Origin of the sequence: Agromyces excoecariae (assembly GCF_051715505.1) — a bacterium.
Classification (GTDB): domain Bacteria; phylum Actinomycetota; class Actinomycetes; order Actinomycetales; family Microbacteriaceae; genus Agromyces.
In genome coordinates this window covers 760,268-780,074 of record NZ_JBPSLA010000001.1, presented here as the reverse complement: position 1 = coordinate 780,074, position 19,807 = coordinate 760,268, and the positions used below count along the sequence as shown (strand labels likewise).

General features: G+C 72.9%; 17 protein-coding genes. 9 read left to right on the top strand and 8 right to left on the bottom strand.

Going from position 1 to position 19,807, the window contains the following annotated elements; genetic code table 11:
* The first annotated feature begins 105 nt into the window (after window positions 1-105).
* From ACSJD1_RS03595 to ACSJD1_RS03585, 3 genes are all read left to right on the top strand, one after another.
* Window positions 106-981: an SDR family oxidoreductase gene (locus ACSJD1_RS03595; RefSeq protein WP_438853941.1), complete on the top strand. Its 876-nt coding sequence runs from the start codon at window positions 106-108 to the stop codon at window positions 979-981.
* A 231-nt stretch (window positions 982-1,212) separates the two neighbouring features.
* A complete protein-coding gene (locus ACSJD1_RS03590) occupies window positions 1,213-3,531 on the top strand; it encodes an immune inhibitor A domain-containing protein (protein ID WP_438853940.1) in 2,319 nt (772 codons plus the stop codon).
* 193 nt (window positions 3,532-3,724) lie between these two features.
* Complete coding sequence (locus tag ACSJD1_RS03585; protein WP_438853939.1) at window positions 3,725-4,780, top strand: DUF389 domain-containing protein; 1,056 nt, start codon at window positions 3,725-3,727, stop codon at window positions 4,778-4,780.
* Between the two features lie 16 nt (window positions 4,781-4,796).
* On the opposite strand, the gene ACSJD1_RS03580 is transcribed toward ACSJD1_RS03585, so the two are convergent.
* Window positions 4,797-4,991: a hypothetical protein gene (locus ACSJD1_RS03580; protein ID WP_438853938.1), complete on the bottom strand. Its 195-nt coding sequence runs from the start codon at window positions 4,989-4,991 to the stop codon at window positions 4,797-4,799.
* A gap of 297 nt (window positions 4,992-5,288) precedes the next feature.
* Between ACSJD1_RS03580 and ACSJD1_RS03575 the strand changes: the two genes are divergently transcribed.
* Together ACSJD1_RS03575 and ACSJD1_RS03570 are read left to right on the top strand one after the other, a co-directional pair.
* On the top strand, window positions 5,289-6,176 hold the full coding sequence (locus tag ACSJD1_RS03575; protein ID WP_438853937.1) for a bifunctional helix-turn-helix transcriptional regulator/GNAT family N-acetyltransferase: 888 nt from the start codon (window positions 5,289-5,291) through the stop codon (window positions 6,174-6,176).
* A gap of 32 nt (window positions 6,177-6,208) precedes the next feature.
* The gene (locus ACSJD1_RS03570) at window positions 6,209-7,372 is read left to right on the top strand and encodes an amidohydrolase family protein (protein ID WP_438853936.1); all 1,164 of its coding nucleotides are present in this window, start codon (window positions 6,209-6,211) and stop codon (window positions 7,370-7,372) included.
* A 15-nt stretch (window positions 7,373-7,387) separates the two neighbouring features.
* Here the strand turns inward: ACSJD1_RS03570 and ACSJD1_RS03565 are convergent, their stop codons facing one another.
* On the bottom strand, window positions 7,388-8,602 hold the full coding sequence (locus ACSJD1_RS03565) for a hypothetical protein (protein ID WP_438853935.1): 1,215 nt from the start codon (window positions 8,600-8,602) through the stop codon (window positions 7,388-7,390).
* An 87-nt stretch (window positions 8,603-8,689) separates the two neighbouring features.
* Entirely contained in the window at window positions 8,690-10,096 is a 1,407-nt protein-coding gene (locus ACSJD1_RS03560) for an MFS transporter (protein WP_438853934.1), read from the bottom strand.
* A gap of 192 nt (window positions 10,097-10,288) precedes the next feature.
* Here ACSJD1_RS03560 and ACSJD1_RS03555 point away from each other — a divergent pair, with 192 nt between their 5' ends.
* Both ACSJD1_RS03555 and ACSJD1_RS03550 read left to right on the top strand, forming a co-directional pair.
* Window positions 10,289-11,227 carry a DUF1254 domain-containing protein gene (locus ACSJD1_RS03555; protein WP_438853933.1) on the top strand — a complete coding sequence of 313 codons (939 nt, stop codon included), beginning with the start codon at window positions 10,289-10,291 and terminating at the stop codon, window positions 11,225-11,227.
* Between the two features lie 102 nt (window positions 11,228-11,329).
* On the top strand, window positions 11,330-11,746 hold the full coding sequence (locus ACSJD1_RS03550) for a CBS domain-containing protein (protein ID WP_438853932.1): 417 nt from the start codon (window positions 11,330-11,332) through the stop codon (window positions 11,744-11,746).
* Window positions 11,747-11,806: 60 nt separating this feature from the next.
* Here the strand turns inward: ACSJD1_RS03550 and ACSJD1_RS03545 are convergent, their stop codons facing one another.
* Window positions 11,807-12,151, bottom strand: a complete 345-nt coding sequence (locus tag ACSJD1_RS03545) for a cupin domain-containing protein (RefSeq protein ID WP_438853931.1) — start codon at window positions 12,149-12,151, stop codon at window positions 11,807-11,809.
* A 161-nt stretch (window positions 12,152-12,312) separates the two neighbouring features.
* Entirely contained in the window at window positions 12,313-13,653 is a 1,341-nt protein-coding gene (locus ACSJD1_RS03540; RefSeq protein ID WP_438854118.1) for an NAD(P)/FAD-dependent oxidoreductase, read from the bottom strand.
* 180 nt (window positions 13,654-13,833) lie between these two features.
* On the opposite strand from ACSJD1_RS03540, the gene ACSJD1_RS03535 reads away from it, so the two are divergent.
* On the top strand, window positions 13,834-14,433 hold the full coding sequence (locus tag ACSJD1_RS03535; RefSeq protein WP_438853930.1) for a TetR family transcriptional regulator: 600 nt from the start codon (window positions 13,834-13,836) through the stop codon (window positions 14,431-14,433).
* 442 nt (window positions 14,434-14,875) lie between these two features.
* Here the strand turns inward: ACSJD1_RS03535 and ACSJD1_RS03530 are convergent, their stop codons facing one another.
* Both ACSJD1_RS03530 and ACSJD1_RS03525 read right to left on the bottom strand, forming a co-directional pair.
* Window positions 14,876-16,513 (bottom strand): hypothetical protein, encoded by a 1,638-nt coding sequence (locus ACSJD1_RS03530; RefSeq protein WP_438853929.1) that lies wholly within the window; start codon window positions 16,511-16,513, stop codon window positions 14,876-14,878.
* A gap of 246 nt (window positions 16,514-16,759) precedes the next feature.
* Window positions 16,760-17,197 carry an Hsp20/alpha crystallin family protein gene (locus tag ACSJD1_RS03525; protein ID WP_438853928.1) on the bottom strand — a complete coding sequence of 146 codons (438 nt, stop codon included), beginning with the start codon at window positions 17,195-17,197 and terminating at the stop codon, window positions 16,760-16,762.
* 197 nt (window positions 17,198-17,394) lie between these two features.
* On the opposite strand from ACSJD1_RS03525, the gene qcrB reads away from it, so the two are divergent.
* The gene (qcrB, locus tag ACSJD1_RS03520) at window positions 17,395-19,065 is read left to right on the top strand and encodes a cytochrome bc1 complex cytochrome b subunit (protein ID WP_438853927.1); all 1,671 of its coding nucleotides are present in this window, start codon (window positions 17,395-17,397) and stop codon (window positions 19,063-19,065) included.
* Between the two features lie 151 nt (window positions 19,066-19,216).
* On the opposite strand, the gene ACSJD1_RS03515 is transcribed toward qcrB, so the two are convergent.
* The gene (locus ACSJD1_RS03515; protein WP_438853926.1) at window positions 19,217-19,729 is read right to left on the bottom strand and encodes a methylated-DNA--[protein]-cysteine S-methyltransferase; all 513 of its coding nucleotides are present in this window, start codon (window positions 19,727-19,729) and stop codon (window positions 19,217-19,219) included.
* Between the last annotated feature and the right edge of the window lie 78 nt (window positions 19,730-19,807).

Here is a 19,807-nt window from a genome sequence, read left to right as displayed (position 1 = left end):
GTACCTTACTTCAAAGTGGGTACCTCCAACAGGGAAGGCGAACCCGGTCGGCCGGGTTGGGACTCGGTGAACCGACACCGTCGGAACCGATCGAACGGAGTTCCCATGACCATCCTCGTCACCGCTGCATCCGGCCACCTCGGCCGCCTCGTCGTCGAGGCGCTGCTCGAGCGCGGGGCCGCCCCCGCCGACGTGGTCGCCGCCGCACGCGACACCGCGGCCATCGCCGACCTCGCCGCACGCGGCATCCGCACCGTCGAGCTCGACTACGCACACCCCGAGACCATCGCCCCCGCGCTCGAGGGCGTCGACGCGATGCTGCTGATCTCGGGAACCGCGTTCGGCGAGCGCGTCGCGCAGCACCGCAACGTGATCGAGGCCGCGAAGTCGGCCGGCATCGCCAAGGTGGCCTACACGAGCGGCCCGAAGGCCGCCACGAGCGAGCTGGTCCTGATGCCCGAGCATCGGGGCACCGAGGAGGTCATCGCCGAGATCGGCGTTCCGGCCGTGATCCTCCGCAACAACTGGTACACCGAGAACTACGCGCAGGATGTCTCGCTCGCGGCCTCGACGGGTGTGATCGCCGCGGCGACGGACTCGGGTCGGGTCGCATCGGCACCGCGTCGCGACTACGCCGAGGCTGCGGCGGTCGTCCTGCTCGAGGACGGTCACGTCGGCGAGGTGTACGAGCTCGGCGGCGACGAGCCGTGGACGTTCGCGGAGCTCGCGGCGGCCGCGTCCGAGGTGCTCGGCCGCGACGTGGCGTTCGTCGACCAGTCGCCCGCGGAGCGCGTCGCGGCCCTCGTCGCCGCCGGCCTCGACGAGGGCACCGCGGGCTTCGTCGCGGCCATCGACGAGGGCATCGCGCGCGGCGACCTGGCCGAGTCGGACGGCACGCTCGCCCGACTCCTCGGGCGCCCCACCACCCCGCTCGTCGAGGCGCTCCGCGACCTGGTCGACGCACAGCGCCGGGCCGCCTGAGTCGCATTCGACGATCGGGCGCGAAGTCGCACGGATCGACGTCTGATCCGAATCGGACACCGGATTCGTGCGACTTCGCCGTCTCGAGCCCGCGGATGCTGCGACACCCGCCCGGCCCGTTCATGAGGCTTCGTCAACACCGCCCGGAGCTCTTCCCCCTGACGGCGGTGCGTGTTAGCGTCCCTCTCACTTGCCCGGGAATCCCGGGCGAATTCCCTGTAAGGAGCGCACGTGAAGCAACGCACGCGCGGATGGCTCGCTGTGACCGCAGCGAGCGCGACGATGGTCGCCGGAGCCGCCTTCGGACCGGCCGCGATCGCCGCACCCGCGAACGATTCCCCTACCGATTCGACTGCAGCGGCCGAAACCCGACCCGACAACCGCCCAGGCCCGCTCACGCAGCGACAGGACGAGCGCCGGAAGGCCGCGCAGGAGCTCATCCTGTCGGGCCAGGCCTCGCCCGGCGAGGACGGCGTCGTCGAGATCGCCGAGGACAAGTACTACGAGGCCGCCGTGCAGGGCACCGGGCGGCTGTTCACGATCCTCTCCGAGTTCGGCGATTCCGGCAGCGGCAAGCTCGGCACCACGCCCGGCCCGCTGCACAACGAGATCCCCCAGCCCGACCGCAGCGTGAACAACAGCACGCACTGGCGAGCCGACTTCGACCCGGCCTACTACGACGACCTGTTCTTCAGCGAGACCGGCGACTCGTTCGCCGACTTCTACACGAAGCAGTCGTCGGGCAACTACACCGTCGACGGCGAGGTCAGCGACTGGGTGCAGGTGCCCGGCAACGCCTCGACCTACGGCGACAACAGCGTCGAGGACTACGGCGGGGCCTGGCAGTTCATCGAGGACTCCGGCAACGCGTGGTACGACGCGCAGGTGGCCGCGGGCAAGAGCCTCGCCGACATCAAGGCCGAGCTCGCCTCGTTCGACGTCTGGGACCGCTACGACTACGACAACGACGGAATCTTCGACGAGCCCGACGGCTACCTCGACCACTTCCAGGCCGTGCACGCCGGCGAGGGCGAGGACGCCGGCGGCGGCGCGCAGGGCGAGGACGCGATCTGGTCGCACCGCTGGTACGTCAACTCGACCGACTACGGCCAGACCGGCCCGACCGTCGACGGCACCCAGGTGAAGTTCGGCGGCGCCCAGATCGGCGACACCGGCTTCTGGATCGGCGACTACACCGTCGAGGCCGAGAACGGCGGCCTCGGCGTGTTCGCGCACGAGTTCGCGCACGACCTCGGCCTGCCCGACTTCTACGACACCGCGGGCGGCGAGAACTCGACGTCGTTCTGGACGCTCATGTCCAGCGGCTCGTGGCTCGGCGACGGCACGGAGGACATCGGCACCACGCCCAACTACATGGGCCCGTGGGAGAAGCTCCAGCTCGGCTGGCTCGACTACGCGGTCGTCGGAGAGGACGCCGGCGACGCCGGCGAGTTCACGCTCAGCCCGGCCGCCCGCCAGGTCGCCGATCAGGAGCAGGCGCTCGTCATCGACGTGGCCGACGAGGGCATCACGAGCGAGTACACGACGCCGAACTCCGGCTCGTACGCGTGGTGGACCGGCAGCGCCGACGACCTCAACACGACGCTCACGCGCACGCTCGACCTCACCGGTGTGCGCTCGGCCACCGTCACCGCCAAGGCCTGGTACGACATCGAGGCCGGCTACGACTACCTGTATGCGGAGTACTCGACGGACGGCGGCGCGAACTGGACCCAGGTCGGCAAGCCGCTCGACGGCTCGTCGAACGGTCGCTGGTCGAACCTCCGGTACTCCGTCCCCGGCGGCAGCGAGGTGCAGTTCCGCTTCCGCTACCAGACCGACGGCGGCGTGCACTACGCCGGCGCGTTCCTCGACGACATCGTCATCAAGAGCGGCGGAACGACGCTCCTGACCGACGACGTCGAGAACGGCGACAACGGCTGGACCGCCGCGGGCGACGGCTTCACGCAGTCGACGGGCACCGAGACGAGCGAGGGCGACCGCTACTACCTCGTCGAGAACCGCACCTACGTCGACTACGACGCCACGCTCGAGCACGGACCGTACCAGTTCGACAAGGGCTACACGGCTCCGGACCACGTCGAGCACTTCCCGTTCCAGGACGGCATGCTCGTGTGGGCGGTCGACGAGGCCTACGGCGACAACAACACCATCGAGCACCAGGGCCACGGCCTCGCGCTCCCGGTGGACTCGCACCCGGCCAAGTTCACCTATGAGGACGGCTCCGGCACCGGCCCGAGCAACCGGCGCCAGCCGTACGACGCGACCTTCGGACTGCAGGACCTCGACGAGGTCGTGCTGCACAAGGAGGTCCTCGTCGGCAAGGGCAAGAGCCAGTCCGTCGACTACATCGGCGCGGCGGGCCCGATCGGAACGCAGATCGCGATGTTCGACGACACCGACGCCGAGCGGTACTTCGACGCCTCGAACCCGCTCGGCGGCGTGATCGTCGCCGGTGAGGGCGTCAAGGTCACGGTGAAGACGCAGGAGACGGGTGGCGCGATGACGGTCCACGTCTTCAACCCGTGAACTGAGTCCGCACCGATCCGGAACGGATGACGCGGCGGGCCCGTCCCCTCGGGGGCGGGCCCGCTTCGCGTGCGGGCGGGGCGGATGCCACGACACGAGCGGTCGGGCGCGGCCGTGCCGGGGCATCCGTCACCGCCCGTCGTACGCTCGGCTGAGCACCGGCATCGCGCCGGTCGAGCCGAGGAGCCCGCACATGTCCATGCCTCCCGCCGCGCAGCCGTCGCCGGAGCCCGAGCCCGTCTACCCGCCGCCGCCCTCCGACGCGCTCAACCGCATCGAGGACATGCGCGAGTCGGTGTTCATGGACGGCCCGAAGCGGCGCCGCAAGATCCAGCGCTTCTGGATCCTGCTCTCGCTCTCGTCGGTGATCGCGGCGGCGGGCGTCGTCGGCGACTCGACGGCCACGGTCATCGGCGCCATGATCGTCGCGCCGATGATGCTGCCGATCCAGGGCACCATGCTCGCGACCGTGCTCGGCGATCGGCGCAACCTCACGCGGTCGCTGCTCATGATGGTCGGCGGCGCGGCGGCGGCGATCGCGATCGGCTACGGCGTCGGCCTCCTCGCGGCCTCCCCGATCACCGAGCAGACGAATTCCCAGGTCGCCGCGCGCGCGACCCCCGGCCTCATCGACCTGCTCGCCGCGCTCGCGACCGGCGCCGTCGGGTCGATCGCGCTCGTGCGCAAGGACATCTCCGACACGCTGCCCGGCGTCGCGATCGCGATCTCGCTCGTGCCGCCGCTCGTCGTCGTCGGCATCGCCGCCGAGTCCGGAGACATCGGCAGCTCGATCGGCTCGCTCCTGCTCTTCATCGCGAACGTCGCGGCGATCCTCGGCACCGGCGTCGTCATCATGGCGATCTACCGGGTCCAGCGGTGGGGCCGGATCGGACATCAACCCCCGCCGCCCGGCGTCAAGGCCGTCAACCGCAAGCGGTCGAACATCGCGATCGCGGGGATGCTCGTGCTCGTCGCGCTCCCCCTCAGCCTGTCGACGTGGGTCACGACGACGCTGAACACCCAGCAGTCGACCATCACGCAGGCGGCCGAGGCATGGGCGCTGACGAGCGATCTCGACGTGATCTCGGTCGACTACGTGTCGGCGCTGTCCTACCTCGTGCGCATCACCGGCGGCGACGACGCACCCGACGTCGCCGGCCTGACCGACCGGCTGACCACGGCCGGGGTCGATCCGACGACCGTCGACGTGGAGTGGATCCCGTCGGTGCGGGTCAACGCCGGGGGCTGAGCCCGCATCACCCGCATCAGTGCGCGCCGCGCGGCTGGCCGAGGTGGAGGCGCGCGAACAGCCCGATGCGTCGGGGACTGCGAGCCGTCCGCTCGGCGCGCGCGCGGTCGCGTCGCTCGGCCTCGGCGCTGCGCCGCTCGGCGTCGCGCTCGGCGTTGCGCTGGTCGTGCGCGGTCATCTGCTGTGCGAGGAAGCCGTGTGCGAGGTCCATGATCCCGATCCCTTCGTGCGGTGGCTGACCACCTGCACTCAGGTTCCTCGCTGAGGCGGGTGCGGCGTATCGGGAGGGTGTCCTATCTTGGGGCGGCGCGGCGCCTCAGGCCCGCCTGAGGTACCTCAGGCGGCGCCGGCCGCCGCGGCTTCGGCCGATCACCTCGACCTGAATTCGCAGGATGACCCGGCTCATGCGGCTCAGACGGGCGCCAGGAGTCGCATGATCGTACGAACGAGCAGTCGGGCGAGGATCTCGTTCGCGCGTCGGTGGCTTTACCTGACTAGAGTCAGAGATATGGACGACATCGCCAGGGTGCGGCGGTTCAACCGTACGGTCACCGAACGGATCGGCGCGCTCGACGACGGCTACCTCGCTCGCGGCCGACCGCTCGGCCAGTCGCGGCTCCTGTGGGAGATCGGGGCGTCGAACGGCGCCGGCGCCGAGCTGCGCGCGCTGCGTGAGCGGCTCGAGCTCGACTCGGGGTACCTCAGCCGGCAACTTCGCGCACTCGAGGCCGACGGACTCGTCCGCGTCCAAGCCTCCCCGGACGACTCGCGCGTTCGCGTCGCGCGGCTCACGACTGCCGGCGCTGCCGAGCGCGCCGAGCTCGATCGGTCGTCCGACGCGCTCGTCGGCGGCATCCTCGACCCGCTCTCCGACCGACAGCGCGAGCGCCTCCTCGCCGCGATGGACGAGGTCGAGCGGCTCATGACCGCCTCGGCCGTCGAGGTCCGCACCGTCGACCCCGCCGACCCCGCGGCCCGACGGAGCGTCACGGCGTACTTCACCGAGCTCGCCTCCCGCTTCGACCTCGGCTTCGACCCCGCCCGCACGCGGCCGACCCCCGACGACGAGTTCCGCGAGCCGAACGGCACCTTCCTCGTCGCATTCCTGCACGGCGAGCCGGTCGGCTGCGTCGGCCTCAAGCTGCACGGCGACGAGCCCGCCGAGATCAAGCGGCTCTGGGTCGCGGCGAGCACGCGCGGCATGGGCGTCGGCGCCCGACTGCTCCGCGACGTCGAGGCGGCCGCGGTGCGGCTCGGCGTCGCCGTGGTCCGGCTCGACACGAATCGCACTCTCACCGAGGCGATCGCCATGTACCGCACGCACGGGTATGCCGAGATCCCCGACTTCAACGGCGAGCCGTACGCCGACTTCTGGTTCGAGAAGCGGCTCGGGTAGTCGACGCGCCCGGTTCGCGAGAGGATCGCGGCATGGGCGCGGACGCCGTGCAGCACCTGGCCGAGGCGATCGAGCGGATGCCGCTCGTCGACCACCACGTGCACGGCCTGCTGCCCGACCCGACCGAGGCCGACGTGCTCGCCGCGCTCACGCAGGCCGAGCACGCGACGTCACCCGCCGACGTGCTCGACAGCGGTCAGGGGTTCGCGCTGCGGCGCCACTGCGCGCCGCTCCTGGGTCTCGAGGCCTTCGCGAGCCCCGCCGACTACCTCGACGCGCGCCGCGCGCTCGGATCCGACGAGGTCTCTCGGCGACTCCTGCGGGCCTCCGGCATCGCCGCCTATCTCGTCGACGACGGCCACCGGCCCGACCTGCTGATGCCCGATGAGCGGATGGCGCAGCTCGCCGCCGCGCCGACTCACCGCGTCGCCCGGCTCGAGACGATCGCCGAGGCCGTGCTGGCGCGGAGCGCTTCGGGCGGCGAGTTCGTCGAACGGCTCGGGCCGGCGCTCGAGGCGGCCGTCGCCGACGCGGTCGCGTTCAAGACCGTGGCCGCGCACCGGTGCGGGCTCGAGCTCGACCCCGTGCGGCCGACGGACGTCGACGTGCGCTCGGCGGCCGACACCTGGTTCGCCGGATGGCGCGGCAACGCGGCATCCGCCCGCCCCCGCCTCGCCGACCCGACGATCATCCGCCACCTCGTCTGGTGGGCGCTCGAACGCGGCGCGGTGCTGCAGGTGCACGCCGGGTTCGGCGACGCCGACCTGATGCTCGAGCGCGCGAACCCCGCCCGCATGCAGGCGCTCGTCGCGGCGACGGCGGGCACCGGCGGGCGCATCACGTTCCTGCACTGCTACCCCTACGTGCGCGAGGCGGGATGGCTCGCGCACGTCTTCCCGCACGTGTTCCTCGACGTCGGGCTCGCGGTCGGCTTCCTCGGCGCGAACGCCGACGCGGTCGTGCGCGAGTCGCTCGATCTCGCGCCGTTCTCGCGCGTGCTCTTCTCGACCGACGCGTGGGGAGTGCCCGAGCGCGTGCTGCTCGGCGCACGGCTGTGGCGGGATGCCGCGGCACGCGTGCTCGGCGCATACGTCGCCGAGCACGGCTGGCCGCTCGACGAGGCGAGCCGCGTGGCCGAGGGCATCGCGTGGCGGAATGCCGAGCGGCTCTACGGGCGGCGGTTCGTCACCGGCTGACCGGCGCCGCGACCCTCACGACCCGTCGCCGCCGCCTCCGCCGTCGAACCCGCCGCCGTCGAAGCCGCCCCCGTCGAACCCGCCGTCGAAGCCGCCGAACCCGTCCGGTCCGGCACCTGCCGCGTCGCCGTAGATCAGGCCGCCCCCGGCCCGACCGTCGCCGAAGTAGCCGAAGTCGGTCTTCATCCGATACTGGTCGATGAGCGGGACGCCGAACCGCCCGTCGTCCCGGCCACCGAGCGTGATCGGCTGGGCGAGGGCGGTGCTCAGCGCAGCGAGCCCCGACGACAGCCGCTCGGGCGTCCCGGGGACCGCGGACGCGTACCATCCGACCTCCGCCCCCGGTCGCGCCAGGGATGCGGCGGCCCGCTCGACGACCTCGCCCTGGCCGAACAGCACGGCCCAGGGCAGCTCCGTCGTGGCCACGTCCCGGTCGCGGAGATCCGCGGCGGCGAGCCGTTCACGACGGAGGTTCGCCCGGTTCCGCAGTTCGAGCCCGTCGGCGTTGAGCGGGATCCAGCGGGGCAGCACGGCCCGGAGGGCGAGTGCTGCCGCTCCGATCCCGAGCGCGGTCCACGCGAGCGAGTCGTCCGGGCCCTGGCCGACGAACTGCCCGACGAACCCGAGCACCACGCCGGTGATGCCGGCCACCGTCGCCACTCGGAACCGCGTGGTCGGCCGCCGCTCCCGATACCGCTCGGCGGCCTCCTCGAAGCGACGACGCGTCGCCCGCTGGAGATCGCCGTTGCGGAGGACGACGCGGTCGACCGGCACGGTCGCGCCGTGCGCGATCACGTACGCGGTCCCGGTGGTTCCCGGACCGAAGACCCCGAGCACCAGGTCGCCCGAGTCGTGGTCGACCGGGTGCGCGACCGAGACCGGCAGGTCGCCCGCGTAGACGAGGCGGATGCTCCGGGCCGCGTCCTCCGGATCGCCGCGGTCGTCGGCTCCCCGGCGGTCCTCGATGGTGATCGTGCCGGCGATCGCGAGTTCGACGACCTTCGCCGGAAGCCACCTGTTCGACGCCGAACCCGAGACGAACCCGACGGGGAGCAGCCCGACCGAGTCCACGTCGACGAGCGACTCGTCGGGTTCGCCGCGCGGCTTCTGGAGCCAGGCGACGACGAGCGATCCCACCGCGCCCGCCGCGACGACCGAGGCGGCGAGCGCGACGAGCGGCAGGACGGCGGACCCGAGTCCGCCTGCGGTTGATGCAGCAGCGAGTTCCATGAGATCTCCCGCCTCGGCGCGAGCGTTGGTGCCACTCAGCCGCAAGCTACTCCTCCGCCGAAGCGCAGCGTCATCCCCCCGAACGGGTCACGCCGCCGCGTCCGTGCCTGCGCGCGCCGGGATCAGCAGCGCCGCGAGCACGCCGAGCCCCGCGAGCACGACGAGCACCGCGAACGCCCCGCCGTAGTCCACGACCTCGGGCCCGGCGCCGCCGACGGCGAGCGCCGCCGCCACGCCCGCGGCGCCGAGCGCGCCGCCGATCTGGCGCGCGACCACGTTGACCGCCGTCGTCACGCCGACCTCGTCGTCGGGCACCTGGTCGACGAGGACGTTGACCATGCCCGCCGAGGCGACGGCGATGCCCGCACCGAGCAGCACCGTCCCGACGAGCAGCGCCGCGAAGTCGCGCGTCGCGGCGAAGATCACGAGGCCGCCGGCGGCCGCGGTCACGGCGCCGAGCAGCACCGGCGCGCGGGTGCCGATCCGGCGGCGCAGCACCCCCGAGAGCGGGCCGACCGCGAGCATCGCGAGGGAGGCCGGGAGCAGGAGGAGCGCGGCATCCGTCACCGTGCGCCCGAGCCCGCGCCCCGTCTCGGCGGGCGCCTCCGCGAAGGCCGGCAGGAGCACGAAGCTCCCGAGCAGGGTCGCACCGAGCAGCATCGCGGTCAGGTGCGTCGACCAGACACCGCGACGTCGGAGCGTGCGCGGATCGACGAGCGGATCGGGGCTGCGGTGCTCGCGCACGAGCCAGGCCGCGATGAGGCCGGCGCCGAGCGCGAGGCATCCGGCCACGGCGAGCCCGGGCAACGGCCACCGCGGCGCTTCGGTGAGGGCGACGAGCAGCGCTGCGAGCCCGAGCGAGAGTCGCAGCGCCGAGCGCACGTCGAGGTGCACGTCGGGGTGCGTCGGGATGTGCGGGAGCGACACGGCGATGAGCAGTTCGGCTGCGGCGAGGAAGGCGAGCGGCACCCACGAGAGCGCCCGAACCCCGACGTGGTCGACGAGCAGCCCGGCGATGACCACGCCGAATCCCGTGCCGGTCGCGAAGGTCGCGGTGACGAGGCCGACCGCGGCGGCGCGACGGCGCTCGGGCACCACGTGGGGCACGCACGCGATCGCGAGCGGAAAGGCCCCGCCGGCGAGGCCCTGCACCGCGCGGCCGGCGATGAGCCAGCCGAGGTCGGGGGCGAGCGCGGCCAGCGCGAGGCCGATCGCGACGACGGGCAGCAGCATCAGCAGCATCCGCCGAGCCCCGAACGCATCGCCGAGCCGGCCGATCACCGGCGTCGAGGCGACCGCGACGATGAGCGTCGCGGTGAGCGCCCAGCTGGACTCGGCGACGCTCGTGCCGTACGACGCGGCCGTGAGCGCGAGCGTCGGCGCGCTCATCGCCTGCGGCAGCACGGCGCCGAAGGTCGCGAACACGAGGCCCGCGACCGCGGCACCGCCGCGCACGCCGACCCGGGTCGGCGCGGGAGGCGTGGGCGGGCTCACGCGTCCACGGTACTTCGGTGCCGAACGCCGTCGAGCGGCCCGATTCGGCGATTGGGCCGGCGGGGCGAACCGCGGATGACGCGAGCCGCCGCCCGACGTGCGGCACCGCCGCACAGGGCCGGAGGTCCCACCGGCGCATCCGACCCGCCCCTAGGCTGTGCGCGACCGTCCGTGGATCAGGGGGATGAGCCGATGGCCGAGCAGGTCACTGTCGACAACTTCGTTCGCGCCGAGACGAACCGCATGTTCGCGGCGCTCGCGGCCCAGGCCGGCGGCACCGGGAGGTGGGTCCACAACCGCGTGCCGACGCCGATCGACAACCAGCCCGTGATCAGGCAGAACCGCGACACGCTGTACAGCATGGCCGTCGTCGACGTCTCGGACGGGGTCACGGTCACGGTTCCGGACGCCGGCGACCGGTACCTGTCGATGATGGTGGTGAACCAGGACCACTACATCCCGCTGATCTTCCATGAGCCCGGGCCGCATCGGATCGAGGCCGACGAGGTCGGCACGCAGTGGGCGGTCATCGTGCCGCGCGTGCTGGTGGACCCCAACGACGCGTCGGACGTCGCCGCCGTGAACGCGCTCCAGGACGCGTTCGCGCTCGATGCGCCGCTCGGCGACGCGTTCCCGATGCCGGAGTACGACGACGCCTCGTTCTCGGCGACGCGCGACGCGCTGCTGACGCTCGCGCGCGGCGTCACCGCGTACGGCGACGCGTTCGGTCGCGAGGGCGAGGTCGAGCCCGTCCATCACCTCCTCGGCACGGCCGTCGGATGGGGCGGCCTCCCGTCCTCCGAGGCGTTCTACGTGAACGTGGAGCCGAAGCTGCCGGTCGGCGCCTACGCGCTGACGGTCCGCGACGTGCCCGTCGATGCGTTCTGGTCGATCACGGTCTACAACCCGGCCGGCTACATGGAGGCCACCGACGGGCTCGTCAGCGTCAGCAGCGTCACGGCGACCCCGAACGACGACGGCAGCGTCACGGTGAACTTCGGCGGGCCCGACGACGGACGCCCGAACCGCATCGGCATCATGGACGGCTGGAACTACATCGTGCGCATGTACCGGCCGCACCCGGAGGTCGTCGACGGGACGTGGACCTTCCCATCGGCCGAGCCCGCGTAGGGTACGCGGCTCGTCGCGTGCGTCAACCCCGGCGCGGCCGGGTCGCGATCGGCGTAGGGTAACGCGCTGATCGCACCCGAACGAACGTCGAAGGGAGGGATCATGACCCTCGCACGAGACCTGATGACCCCCGACCCCGCGTACGTCACGGAGACCCAGTCGGTCGCCCACGCGGCGCGGATCCTGCGAGACCTCGACATCGGTTCCCTGCCGGTGTGCGGCGACGAGGAGTTGCTGCGCGGGGTCCTCACCGAGCACGAGATCGTCACGACGTGCGTGGCGGAGGGCGCCGACCCGAACGAGATCCGAGTCGGCGAGCTCGCCTGCGGCACGCCCGCGACCATCGGCGTCGATCGCGACATCCGTGAGGCGATCGGGATGATGCACCAGCGCCGCATCCGAACCCTGCACGTCGTCGATGGACGCCGCCTGGTCGGGGTGATCACGCTGGCGGACGTGACGCGCCGCATGGCGGACGACGATTCCGGGGAGGACGTCGCGCACGGTCCCGCGACCTGATCGGCCGCCGGGCCGCCGCGGCATCCGCTGGGGCTCGGCGGGTGCCGGCCGCGGCATCCGCTACGGCGCCTGCACGATGTCGACCGAGATCTCGACGGCCGTCGTGGCGCCCGCGTTCTCGAGCCAGTGCACGGTCTCGTGATCCTCGGGCCATCCGGGGCCGGGGCCGTATTCGACGGTCTCGCCGTTCCGGTGATCGGTGATCGTGCCGTCGAGGATGAACACCGTGCCCGGCCGGCCGACGTGGTCGTGCACCGGGCCGAACACGCCGCCCGGCTCGATCGTCACCTTCCGCATCCGCAGCACCCGCCCCGCCATGCCCTCGATCTCCGGACCGAGGTCGACCGTGGCGAGCAGTTCGACGTGCACGCCGCGCGACTCGGGTGCCACCGCTGGATCACTCATGCGCCGACTCCTCACTGGACCGCCCGGCGCGCGAGCGCGGGGACACGATTCTCCACCGCACGCGGCGGGGCGTCCAGCGCCGTCGGTCCCGGCGCGGCGCGCTCAGCCGTCGATGGTCACGCGTCCGGCTCTGCGGACGCTCCTGCCGTCGGAGGAGGGGGTCAGCGCCCCGCGACGAGGTCGGCGACCTTCGCGATCGGCGACGTCGTCGCGCGGCCGCGCAGCTCGGCGCGGTCGGCGGCGTGGTACGCGGTGTAGATGGCCTGCACGGCGAGCCAGCGGAGCGGCTCGATCTCCCAGCGCTTGGCGCGGTGGTCGACCCACGGCAGGCGGGTGAGGTCGCTGTCGCGGCCGAGCACGAGGTCGCGGAGCGTTCGCCCGGCGAGGTTCGTGGCGGTGACGCCGGTGCCGACGTACCCGCCCGCCCAGCCGAGCCCGGTCGCCGGGTCGTGGCCGACGGTCGCCGCCCAGTCGCGCGGCACGCCGAGCACCCCGGCCCAGGCGTGCTCGATCGCGGCGCCCGACGCGGCCGGGAAGTACCGGCGCAGCAGCTCGGTGAGGCTCTCGATCGTGCGCGGCTGGGTCGTGCCGTCGTGGTCGACCCGCGAGCCGTAGCGGTAGGGCACCCCGCGCCCGCCGAACGCGATGCGGTCGTCGGCCGTGCGCTGGGCGTACATGTAGACGTGCGCGAAGTCGCCGAGCGTCTCGCGGCCGTTCCAGCCGATCTCCTCCCAGGCGGATGCCGCGAGCGGCTCGGTCACGATCATCGACGAGTTCATGGGCAGCCACGTGCGGTGCTCTCCGCGGAGGTTCGCGGTGAAGCCCTCGGTCGCGCGCAGCACGTGCTGGGCCCGCACGGTGCCGTGCTCGGTGCGCGCCTCGCCGGGCGCGATCTCGGTGACCCGCGTGCCCTCGAAGATCGTGACGCCGAGGCGCTCGACGGTCGCGGCGAGCCCGAGCGCGAGCTTCGCCGGGTGCACGCGGGCGCAGTGCGGATGCCACAGCCCGCCGAGCACGCCCGACACGTTCACCCGGGCAGCGGTCTCGCGGGCGTCGAGCTCCTCGACGTCGGTCGCGGGCCACTCGCGCTCGGCCGCCGCGGCGGCGCGCAGTCGCGCGAGCTGTGCGGGCGCGGTCGCGACCTCGAGCTCTCCGCCCTTGTGGATGCCGGCGTCGATGCCCTCGGCGGCCGCGACGCGGATCACCTCGTCGACGGTCTCGTTCAGCGCGCGCTGCTGCGCGATCGCGGCGTCGCGGCCGTGGCTCTTCGCGTATTGCCCTCGGCCGCCGGTCACGGAGTTGGTGAGCCATCCGCCGTTGCGCCCGGAGGCGCCGAAGCCCGCGAATCGCTGCTCCAGCACCGCGATCCGCAGGTCGGGCTGGTCGCGCTTGAGGTAGTACGCCGTCCAGAGGCCGGTGTACCCGCCGCCGACGATCGCCACGTCGACGTCGAGGTCGCCCGCGAGCGCCGGACGCTCGGCGGGCACGCCGACCTGCTGCATCCAGAACGAGACCCCGCCGTTCGAGACCCCGCCGTTCACGACCTCGCTATTCGCGGCCACACGCCCTCCATCTTTTTTCAAACGGTGTTTGACAACGCCTGCAGCGACGTTAGTGTGGGCCCCGTCGGGATGTCAACGAGCGGATGTCGCGACAGCCGTCCCCGCCGAAGGGAGCCGCCGTTGCCGGCCGAAGTCGACACCGCCGAACGCCTCGCCGAGATCGCGCGCGCCACCGTGGCCGTCGCCCAGGAGCGCGGCACGCACGCCGTGACGCTGCGCGCGGTCGCCGAGCGCCTCGGTCGCTCCACCGCGTTCATCACGCACTTCGTGCCGAGCCGCGCCGAGCTCATGGCGAACGCGCTCGAACTCGCCCGATCGCGATGGGACGACGAGCGCCGCGACGAGCTCGGCGGCCTCGTCGGCGTCGAGCGGCTGGCCGCGCTCACGCGCTGGATGTGCACGTCGTCGCCCGAGGAGTCGGTGTTCCGCAGCCTCTGGATCGAGGTCATCGCCGACGTGCGCGCCGGGCACGACCGCGCCTACGACCTGCTGCGATCGGTGACGGATGCCACCTACGCGAGCTTCCTCGAGGGCGCCCGCGCCGCCGACCGCGACGAAGCGGCTCGCATCGCCGACATCCTCTACCTCTACTGCCGCGGCTACGAGGTGAAGTCGGTCGAAGACCCGGAGGGCTGGCCCGACGAGCGCGTGCAGCACTCGCTCGAACTGCTGCTCGGCGCGCTCGTCTTCGACCGCGCGGAGGCCGCGACACCCGCCTGAGGCGAACCGACGCGCACTGGCTGCGCCGGCTCGCCCGATTCGTCTCGCCGCCGGGGGCCGCGAGCCGTGCACCCGAGCGAGCGGCTCGAATCGAGTCCCGCGAAACGGCGGCGGTGGCCGCCATTCAACGGGACTCGCGGGGTGCCGGCGCGCGTCGCCCACGGGGCGAGTCCCGCGAAACGGCGGCGGTGGCCGCCATTCAACGGGACTCGCGGGGTGCCGGCGCGCGTCGGCCCACGGGGCGAGCGCGCTGATCGTCGCGTCCGGCGGCGGGTGGGACCAGCCGTGCTCTGCTTGGCGCAGCCCCGAAGGGAAGGCCGCCTGAAACCCGGTGCTCCCGCTCTTGTCTCACGGCTCGGCCGGACGCGGGCCATACGCTACTCGCGGATCGATCCTCGCCGCGCGGGTCGAAGGTCCCAGCGATGAGTCGACGGGGATCGGATCACTCCACGCCGAGCGCACGCCGCGCGTGGCGGTACTTCTCGGCGAGGCGCTGCTGCTTGGCGAACTCGAGGCGACGCAGTCGCCACGGCGCCGTGTTGTCGTCGATGTCGGCGAGCTTGACGCGCAGCGCGACCGGGTGGCGCCGGATGCGCGCGTAGTACTCGTCGGGCGCGACCTCGGTCCGACGGGTGAGGAGCTCCACTACGCCGACGATCTCGAGCAGCACGCCCGCCTCGAACAGCTCGCGCGACGTGAGCGGTGTGTCCTCGAGCACGTCGTGCAGCCAGGCCGCCGCCGCCGCGATCGGATCGGTCACCGGATCGAACCGCTCGGCGATGCGGCCCGGATGGTCGATGTACGGCGTGCCGCTCTTGTCGAGTTGGCCGCGATGCGCCGCGAACGCGATGCCCTTCGCGAGCGCGACCTGCGCGACGGCCTCGAGCGGGGAGAGCGCGGCGGCCGAGCGGGGCGCGGCGGGCGCGGGCGCGGCGGGCGCGGGCGCGGCGGGCGCGGGCGCGGGCAGTCGCTCCGCTTCGGGGTGGGACTCGGGCTCGGGTACCCAGTCCGACTGGGGCGCCGCGCCCGGCTCGGGTGCCCAGCCCGGCTGGGGGTCCCAGCCCGACGCGGCCTGGAGTTCCGGCTCGGCGGGGTCGACGACGTCGGCGTGGGCGAACCGACCGGGCAGGGTCTGCGTGGCGCCGACCGCGTCGACGAGCTCCGCGAGCAGGGCCTCCGTCGAGTCGCCGCCGGGTGCACTCGAGACCGGATCCACCGGGTCGCACGGCGGAATCGGCTCGAAGGTCGCTCGGCGCGGACCCGCCGTCTGCGGCTCGGCGTCCTCGCCGACGGCAGCGATCGGCTCCTCCGCCCAGACGAGCCGCGCGTCGTGCGCTGAGCGGTCGGCCGCGGCATCCGTCGCCGGGTCGGCGGGAACCGCTTCGGCCGGCGCCGCGTCGACGGTCGCCGGGTCGGCGGTCGCCGGGTCGGCGGTCGCCGGGTCGGCGGGCGCCGCTTCGGCCGTCGCCGCGTCGACGGTCGCCGGGTCGGCGGGCGCCGCGTCGGCGGGCGCCGCTTCGGCCGCGGCGATCGGCACGATCGCCAACGGGCGCGTCGCCTCGAGCGAGGCCTTCTTCGCGGCGGCGACCTCGGCGATGGGGTCACGGCCGTCGAGCGGCCGAACGAAGATGAGTGCGCCCTCGAGCTCGCGCAGCTCGTGCTCGCCGATCTCGAGCATCGAGCGCGAGCCGCTCTTGCGGCGCTGCTCGAAGGAGAGCTCGTCGACCTCGATGAAGTGCGAACCGTCGCGGGAGCTGAAGTACCGGCGACGCGCGCCGTCGGTGATGGCGACGATGACGGCCTCGTAGTCACCACTCGGCTGCAGCGAGCTCAGGAAGTACCGACGACGATCGGGGTCCTGGTGGTCGGCGGGATCGAACGCGAGCGTCGATGCCCGGCGGCGCGGACGTCGCCCGGGATGGGCGGTCGCGCGCATGGCCCATCGGTCGCGCTCGAGTGCCGTGGCGCCGTTCCCCGCATCGCGGCCGTCGGCGTCTCCGCCGCGCGGTCCCGCACCGTGCGATGCCCCGTCGGGCACGCCCGAGTCGGGCGTGGGCTCGTCATCGGCAGGGGCTCTCAACGGGGGGCTCCGAGGATCGGGGGCGTCGTGTCGTCGGACGGCGTCGGTGCTGCGGGGTGGATGTGGGGGGTGCGAATCGGGGTGCGGGGAAGCGCGGGCTGGCGCGTACGCCGATCGTACGGCCTCGCCCGATTCTCCGCTGCCCCTCGCCCGCGATTCGGCGAAGTCATCGCGCACGACAGCGGGGCGGATGCCGCGGCATCCGCCCCGCCTCGAGACCGCGCCGGAGATTCGCCGGCCTGCGCGTCAGCTTCCGGAGGTCACCTCGGGCGTGACGACGTCGGACGCCGCCGAGCGCACCTCGACCTTGCGCGGCTTCGCGCGCTCGGACACCGGGATGATCACGCTCAGCACGCCGTTGTCGTAGTGCGCGCTGATGCCGGAGGTGTCGATGCCCTCGCCGAGGGTGAGCTGGCGGAGGAACGAGCCGCTCGGCCGCTCGTGCACCAGCCACCGGACGCCCTCGTCGTTGCGCAGCGTGCGCTCCGCGCGGACCGTCAGCAGCTGGCCGTCGATGTCGATGTCGATCGAGCCGGGGTCGACCCCGGGCAGGTCGGCCGACAGCACGTAGTGGTCGCCGTCTCGGTGAAGGTCGATCGGCATCATCCGAGGCCCTCGGCTCGAGTCGATCATGCTCGCCGCGAGACGGTCGAGGTCGCGGAACGGGTCCCAGGTCATTGCCATGAGCGTCTCCTCACGTGGATTCAGGAGTTGAGTCACCTCGACTCAACTAGCTTCGAGATTAGCACTCGCCATAGGAGAGTGCTAAGACTTTCGGCCCATCGTTCGCCGACGGCGATCACCCGCCTGATCGTGAGCGGACGTCACAGCCGGACGACCTGCGGGGTCGTATGTGTGAAACCACTCACGAGGAGGCATCGATGAGCACCGACCGCTCGCCCAGTCGCCCCGACGCAGCATGCGCTCCGGGCGCCGACCCGCCCGGTACGAGCGACCGGGGCCGCCGCTCTCTCACCGACCGGCTCGGCGAGCGGATGTCCCGCGCCACCGTCTTCGGGCGACGGCTCGGCGACATCCGCGCCGACCTCGCCCGACGGGCCGTGCCGCGGCACTGGACGAACCTGTTCGGGGTCGTGACGCTCGCGTGCCTCGTGATCCTCACGGTCACGGGCATCCTGCTCATGTTCTGGTACACGCCCTCGAGCGCCACGACCGCCTACGACGGCCCGTACACGCCGCTGCGCGGCGCCGAGGTCTCGCACGCGTTCGCGTCGACGATGCGGATCACGTTCGAGATCCCGGGCGGGCTGCTCGTCCGGCAGGCGCACCACTGGGCGGGCCTGCTGCTCCCGGCCGCGATCATCATGCAACTCGTCACGACCTTCTTCACCGGCGCGTTCCGGAAGCCGCGGCGCGGGATGTGGGTGCTGCTCTTCCTCGTCTTCATCGCGGCCCTGGCGGGCGGATGGAGCGGCTACGCGCTGCCCGACGACCTGCTCTCGGGCACGGGTCTGCGCATCACCGAGGGCATCGCGCTCGGCATCCCCGTCGTCGGCACCTGGCTGGCATCGCTGCTCTTCGGCGGGTCGTTCCCGGGCGAGGTCATCGCACACCTGTACCCGCTGCACGTCGCCATCGTGCCCGCCGTGCTCGTCGTGCTGGTCGCGCTCCGCGCGCTCGCGGCGTGGCGGGTCGGGCCGGTGCAGTTCCCCGGAGCGGGGCGGACCAGCCGGAACGTGGTCGGCGTGCCGCTCTGGCCGAACGCCGCCGCGCGCGCCGGCGGCCTCTTCGCGCTGGTGACCGGCGGGCTCCTCGTCATCTCGGCGACGGTCACCGTGAACCCGATCTGGCTCTACGGCCCCGCCGACCCGGGCAACGCGGGCGCGGGGAGCCAACCCGACTGGTACACCGGGTTCCTCGACGGGGCGCTTCGGCTGGTGCCATCCGGGTGGGAGTTCGTGCTCTTCGACCGAACCTGGACGCTCGCGGTGCTCGCGCCGCTCGCGGTCGTCACGGCCTTCCTCGTGGCGATCCCCGTCTACCCGTTCGTCGAGGCGTGGGCGACGGGCGACCGCCGGGAGCATCACCTGCTCGAGCGTCCGCGCACGACGCCCACCCGCACCGGCATCGGCGTCGCCGCGATCGCCTTCTACGGCACGCTCTGGGCGGCCGGCAGCGCCGACCTCATCGCGACGCAGTTCTCGCTGACCTTCGAGGGCGTGATCGCCGCACTGCAGGCGACGCTCATCATCGGCCCGATCGTCGGGTTCGCCGTCGCGCGACGCGTCTGCCTCGGACTCCAGCGCCGCGACCGCGACGCGATGCTCCACGGCTACGAGACCGGACGCATCGTGCGTCTGCCCGGCGGCGAGTACGTCGAGGTGCACGCGCCCCTCGACGCCGCGGCGCGGGCTCGCATCGAACGCCCCGACCCGCCGATCCTGCTCATCCTGCGACCCGACGAGCGCGGACGCCTCACGCTCGCGCGCCGACTGCAGGTGCGCCTGTCGCGGTGGTACCTCGCGGACAGCATCGACTCGGAGACGGGCGCGCGGATGGTGCCGGTCGGCGGGGTGGCGCGGCGGCCCTGACCGAACTGCGGACCGCTGACGGAGCGTCGGCGGGGACGAATTCGCAGGATCAGCCAAGCCATGGGTCCCGTACGACGGGTGTGACGCGGCTCATCCTGCATACGCCCGCCGGCGTCGAGGGGCTCACGAAGGCCCGCCGTCAGCGGCGCCCTCAGAACAGGCGACGCTGCGCGACGACGTCGGCGCCCTCGAGCTCGAGGAGCCGACGCTTGCGCTCCAGCCCGCCGGCGTAGCCGGTGAGCGATCCGTCGGCGCCGACCACGCGATGGCACGGCACGAGGATGCTGATCGGGTTCCGCCCGACGGCACCGCCCACGCGCCTGGCGAGATTCCGGTCGCCGAGCCGGAGCGCGAGCTCGCCGTACGTGACGGTCGAGCCGTACGGGATCTCGCGCAGCATCCCCCACACCGCGTGCTGGAAGTCGTCGCCCGTCGGCGCGAGCGGCAGGTCGAAGCGGATGCGGCGTCCGGTGAGGTACTCGTCGAGCTCAGCGCCGAGCCGGCTGAAGAGCTCGTCGCCGCGCGCGTCGACCTCGCTGCCGAGCGAGTCGGCGGCGGGTGGATGCCAGTGGCCCGGGAAGTACAGGCCGGCGAGCCCGTCGGCGTCGGCGACCACGAGCAGGTCGCCGAGCGACGTACGGAGCGTGGCGTAGCGGCGGGGCATGGGTCGATTCTCGCGCGTCGCGCACCCGCCGGCGCAGACATCGGTGGCGGGAATCGGACGTGACCGTCCAGCGTCGCC

Coding starts and splice junctions, on each gene's coding strand:
- ACSJD1_RS03595 (WP_438853941.1), top strand. CDS start 106: ATGACCATCCTCGTCACCGCTGCATCCGGCCACCTCGGCCGCCTCGTC.
- ACSJD1_RS03585 (WP_438853939.1), top strand. CDS start 3,725: ATGTCCATGCCTCCCGCCGCGCAGCCGTCGCCGGAGCCCGAGCCCGTC.
- ACSJD1_RS03580 (WP_438853938.1), bottom strand. CDS start 4,991: ATGGACCTCGCACACGGCTTCCTCGCACAGCAGATGACCGCGCACGAC.
- ACSJD1_RS03575 (WP_438853937.1), top strand. CDS start 5,289: ATGGACGACATCGCCAGGGTGCGGCGGTTCAACCGTACGGTCACCGAA.
- ACSJD1_RS03570 (WP_438853936.1), top strand. CDS start 6,209: ATGGGCGCGGACGCCGTGCAGCACCTGGCCGAGGCGATCGAGCGGATG.
- ACSJD1_RS03565 (WP_438853935.1), bottom strand. CDS start 8,602: ATGGAACTCGCTGCTGCATCAACCGCAGGCGGACTCGGGTCCGCCGTC.
- ACSJD1_RS03555 (WP_438853933.1), top strand. CDS start 10,289: ATGGCCGAGCAGGTCACTGTCGACAACTTCGTTCGCGCCGAGACGAAC.
- ACSJD1_RS03550 (WP_438853932.1), top strand. CDS start 11,330: ATGACCCTCGCACGAGACCTGATGACCCCCGACCCCGCGTACGTCACG.
- ACSJD1_RS03545 (WP_438853931.1), bottom strand. CDS start 12,151: ATGAGTGATCCAGCGGTGGCACCCGAGTCGCGCGGCGTGCACGTCGAA.
- ACSJD1_RS03540 (WP_438854118.1), bottom strand. CDS start 13,653: ATGCAGCAGGTCGGCGTGCCCGCCGAGCGTCCGGCGCTCGCGGGCGAC.
- ACSJD1_RS03525 (WP_438853928.1), bottom strand. CDS start 17,197: ATGGCAATGACCTGGGACCCGTTCCGCGACCTCGACCGTCTCGCGGCG.
- qcrB (WP_438853927.1), top strand. CDS start 17,395: ATGAGCACCGACCGCTCGCCCAGTCGCCCCGACGCAGCATGCGCTCCG.
- ACSJD1_RS03515 (WP_438853926.1), bottom strand. CDS start 19,729: ATGCCCCGCCGCTACGCCACGCTCCGTACGTCGCTCGGCGACCTGCTC.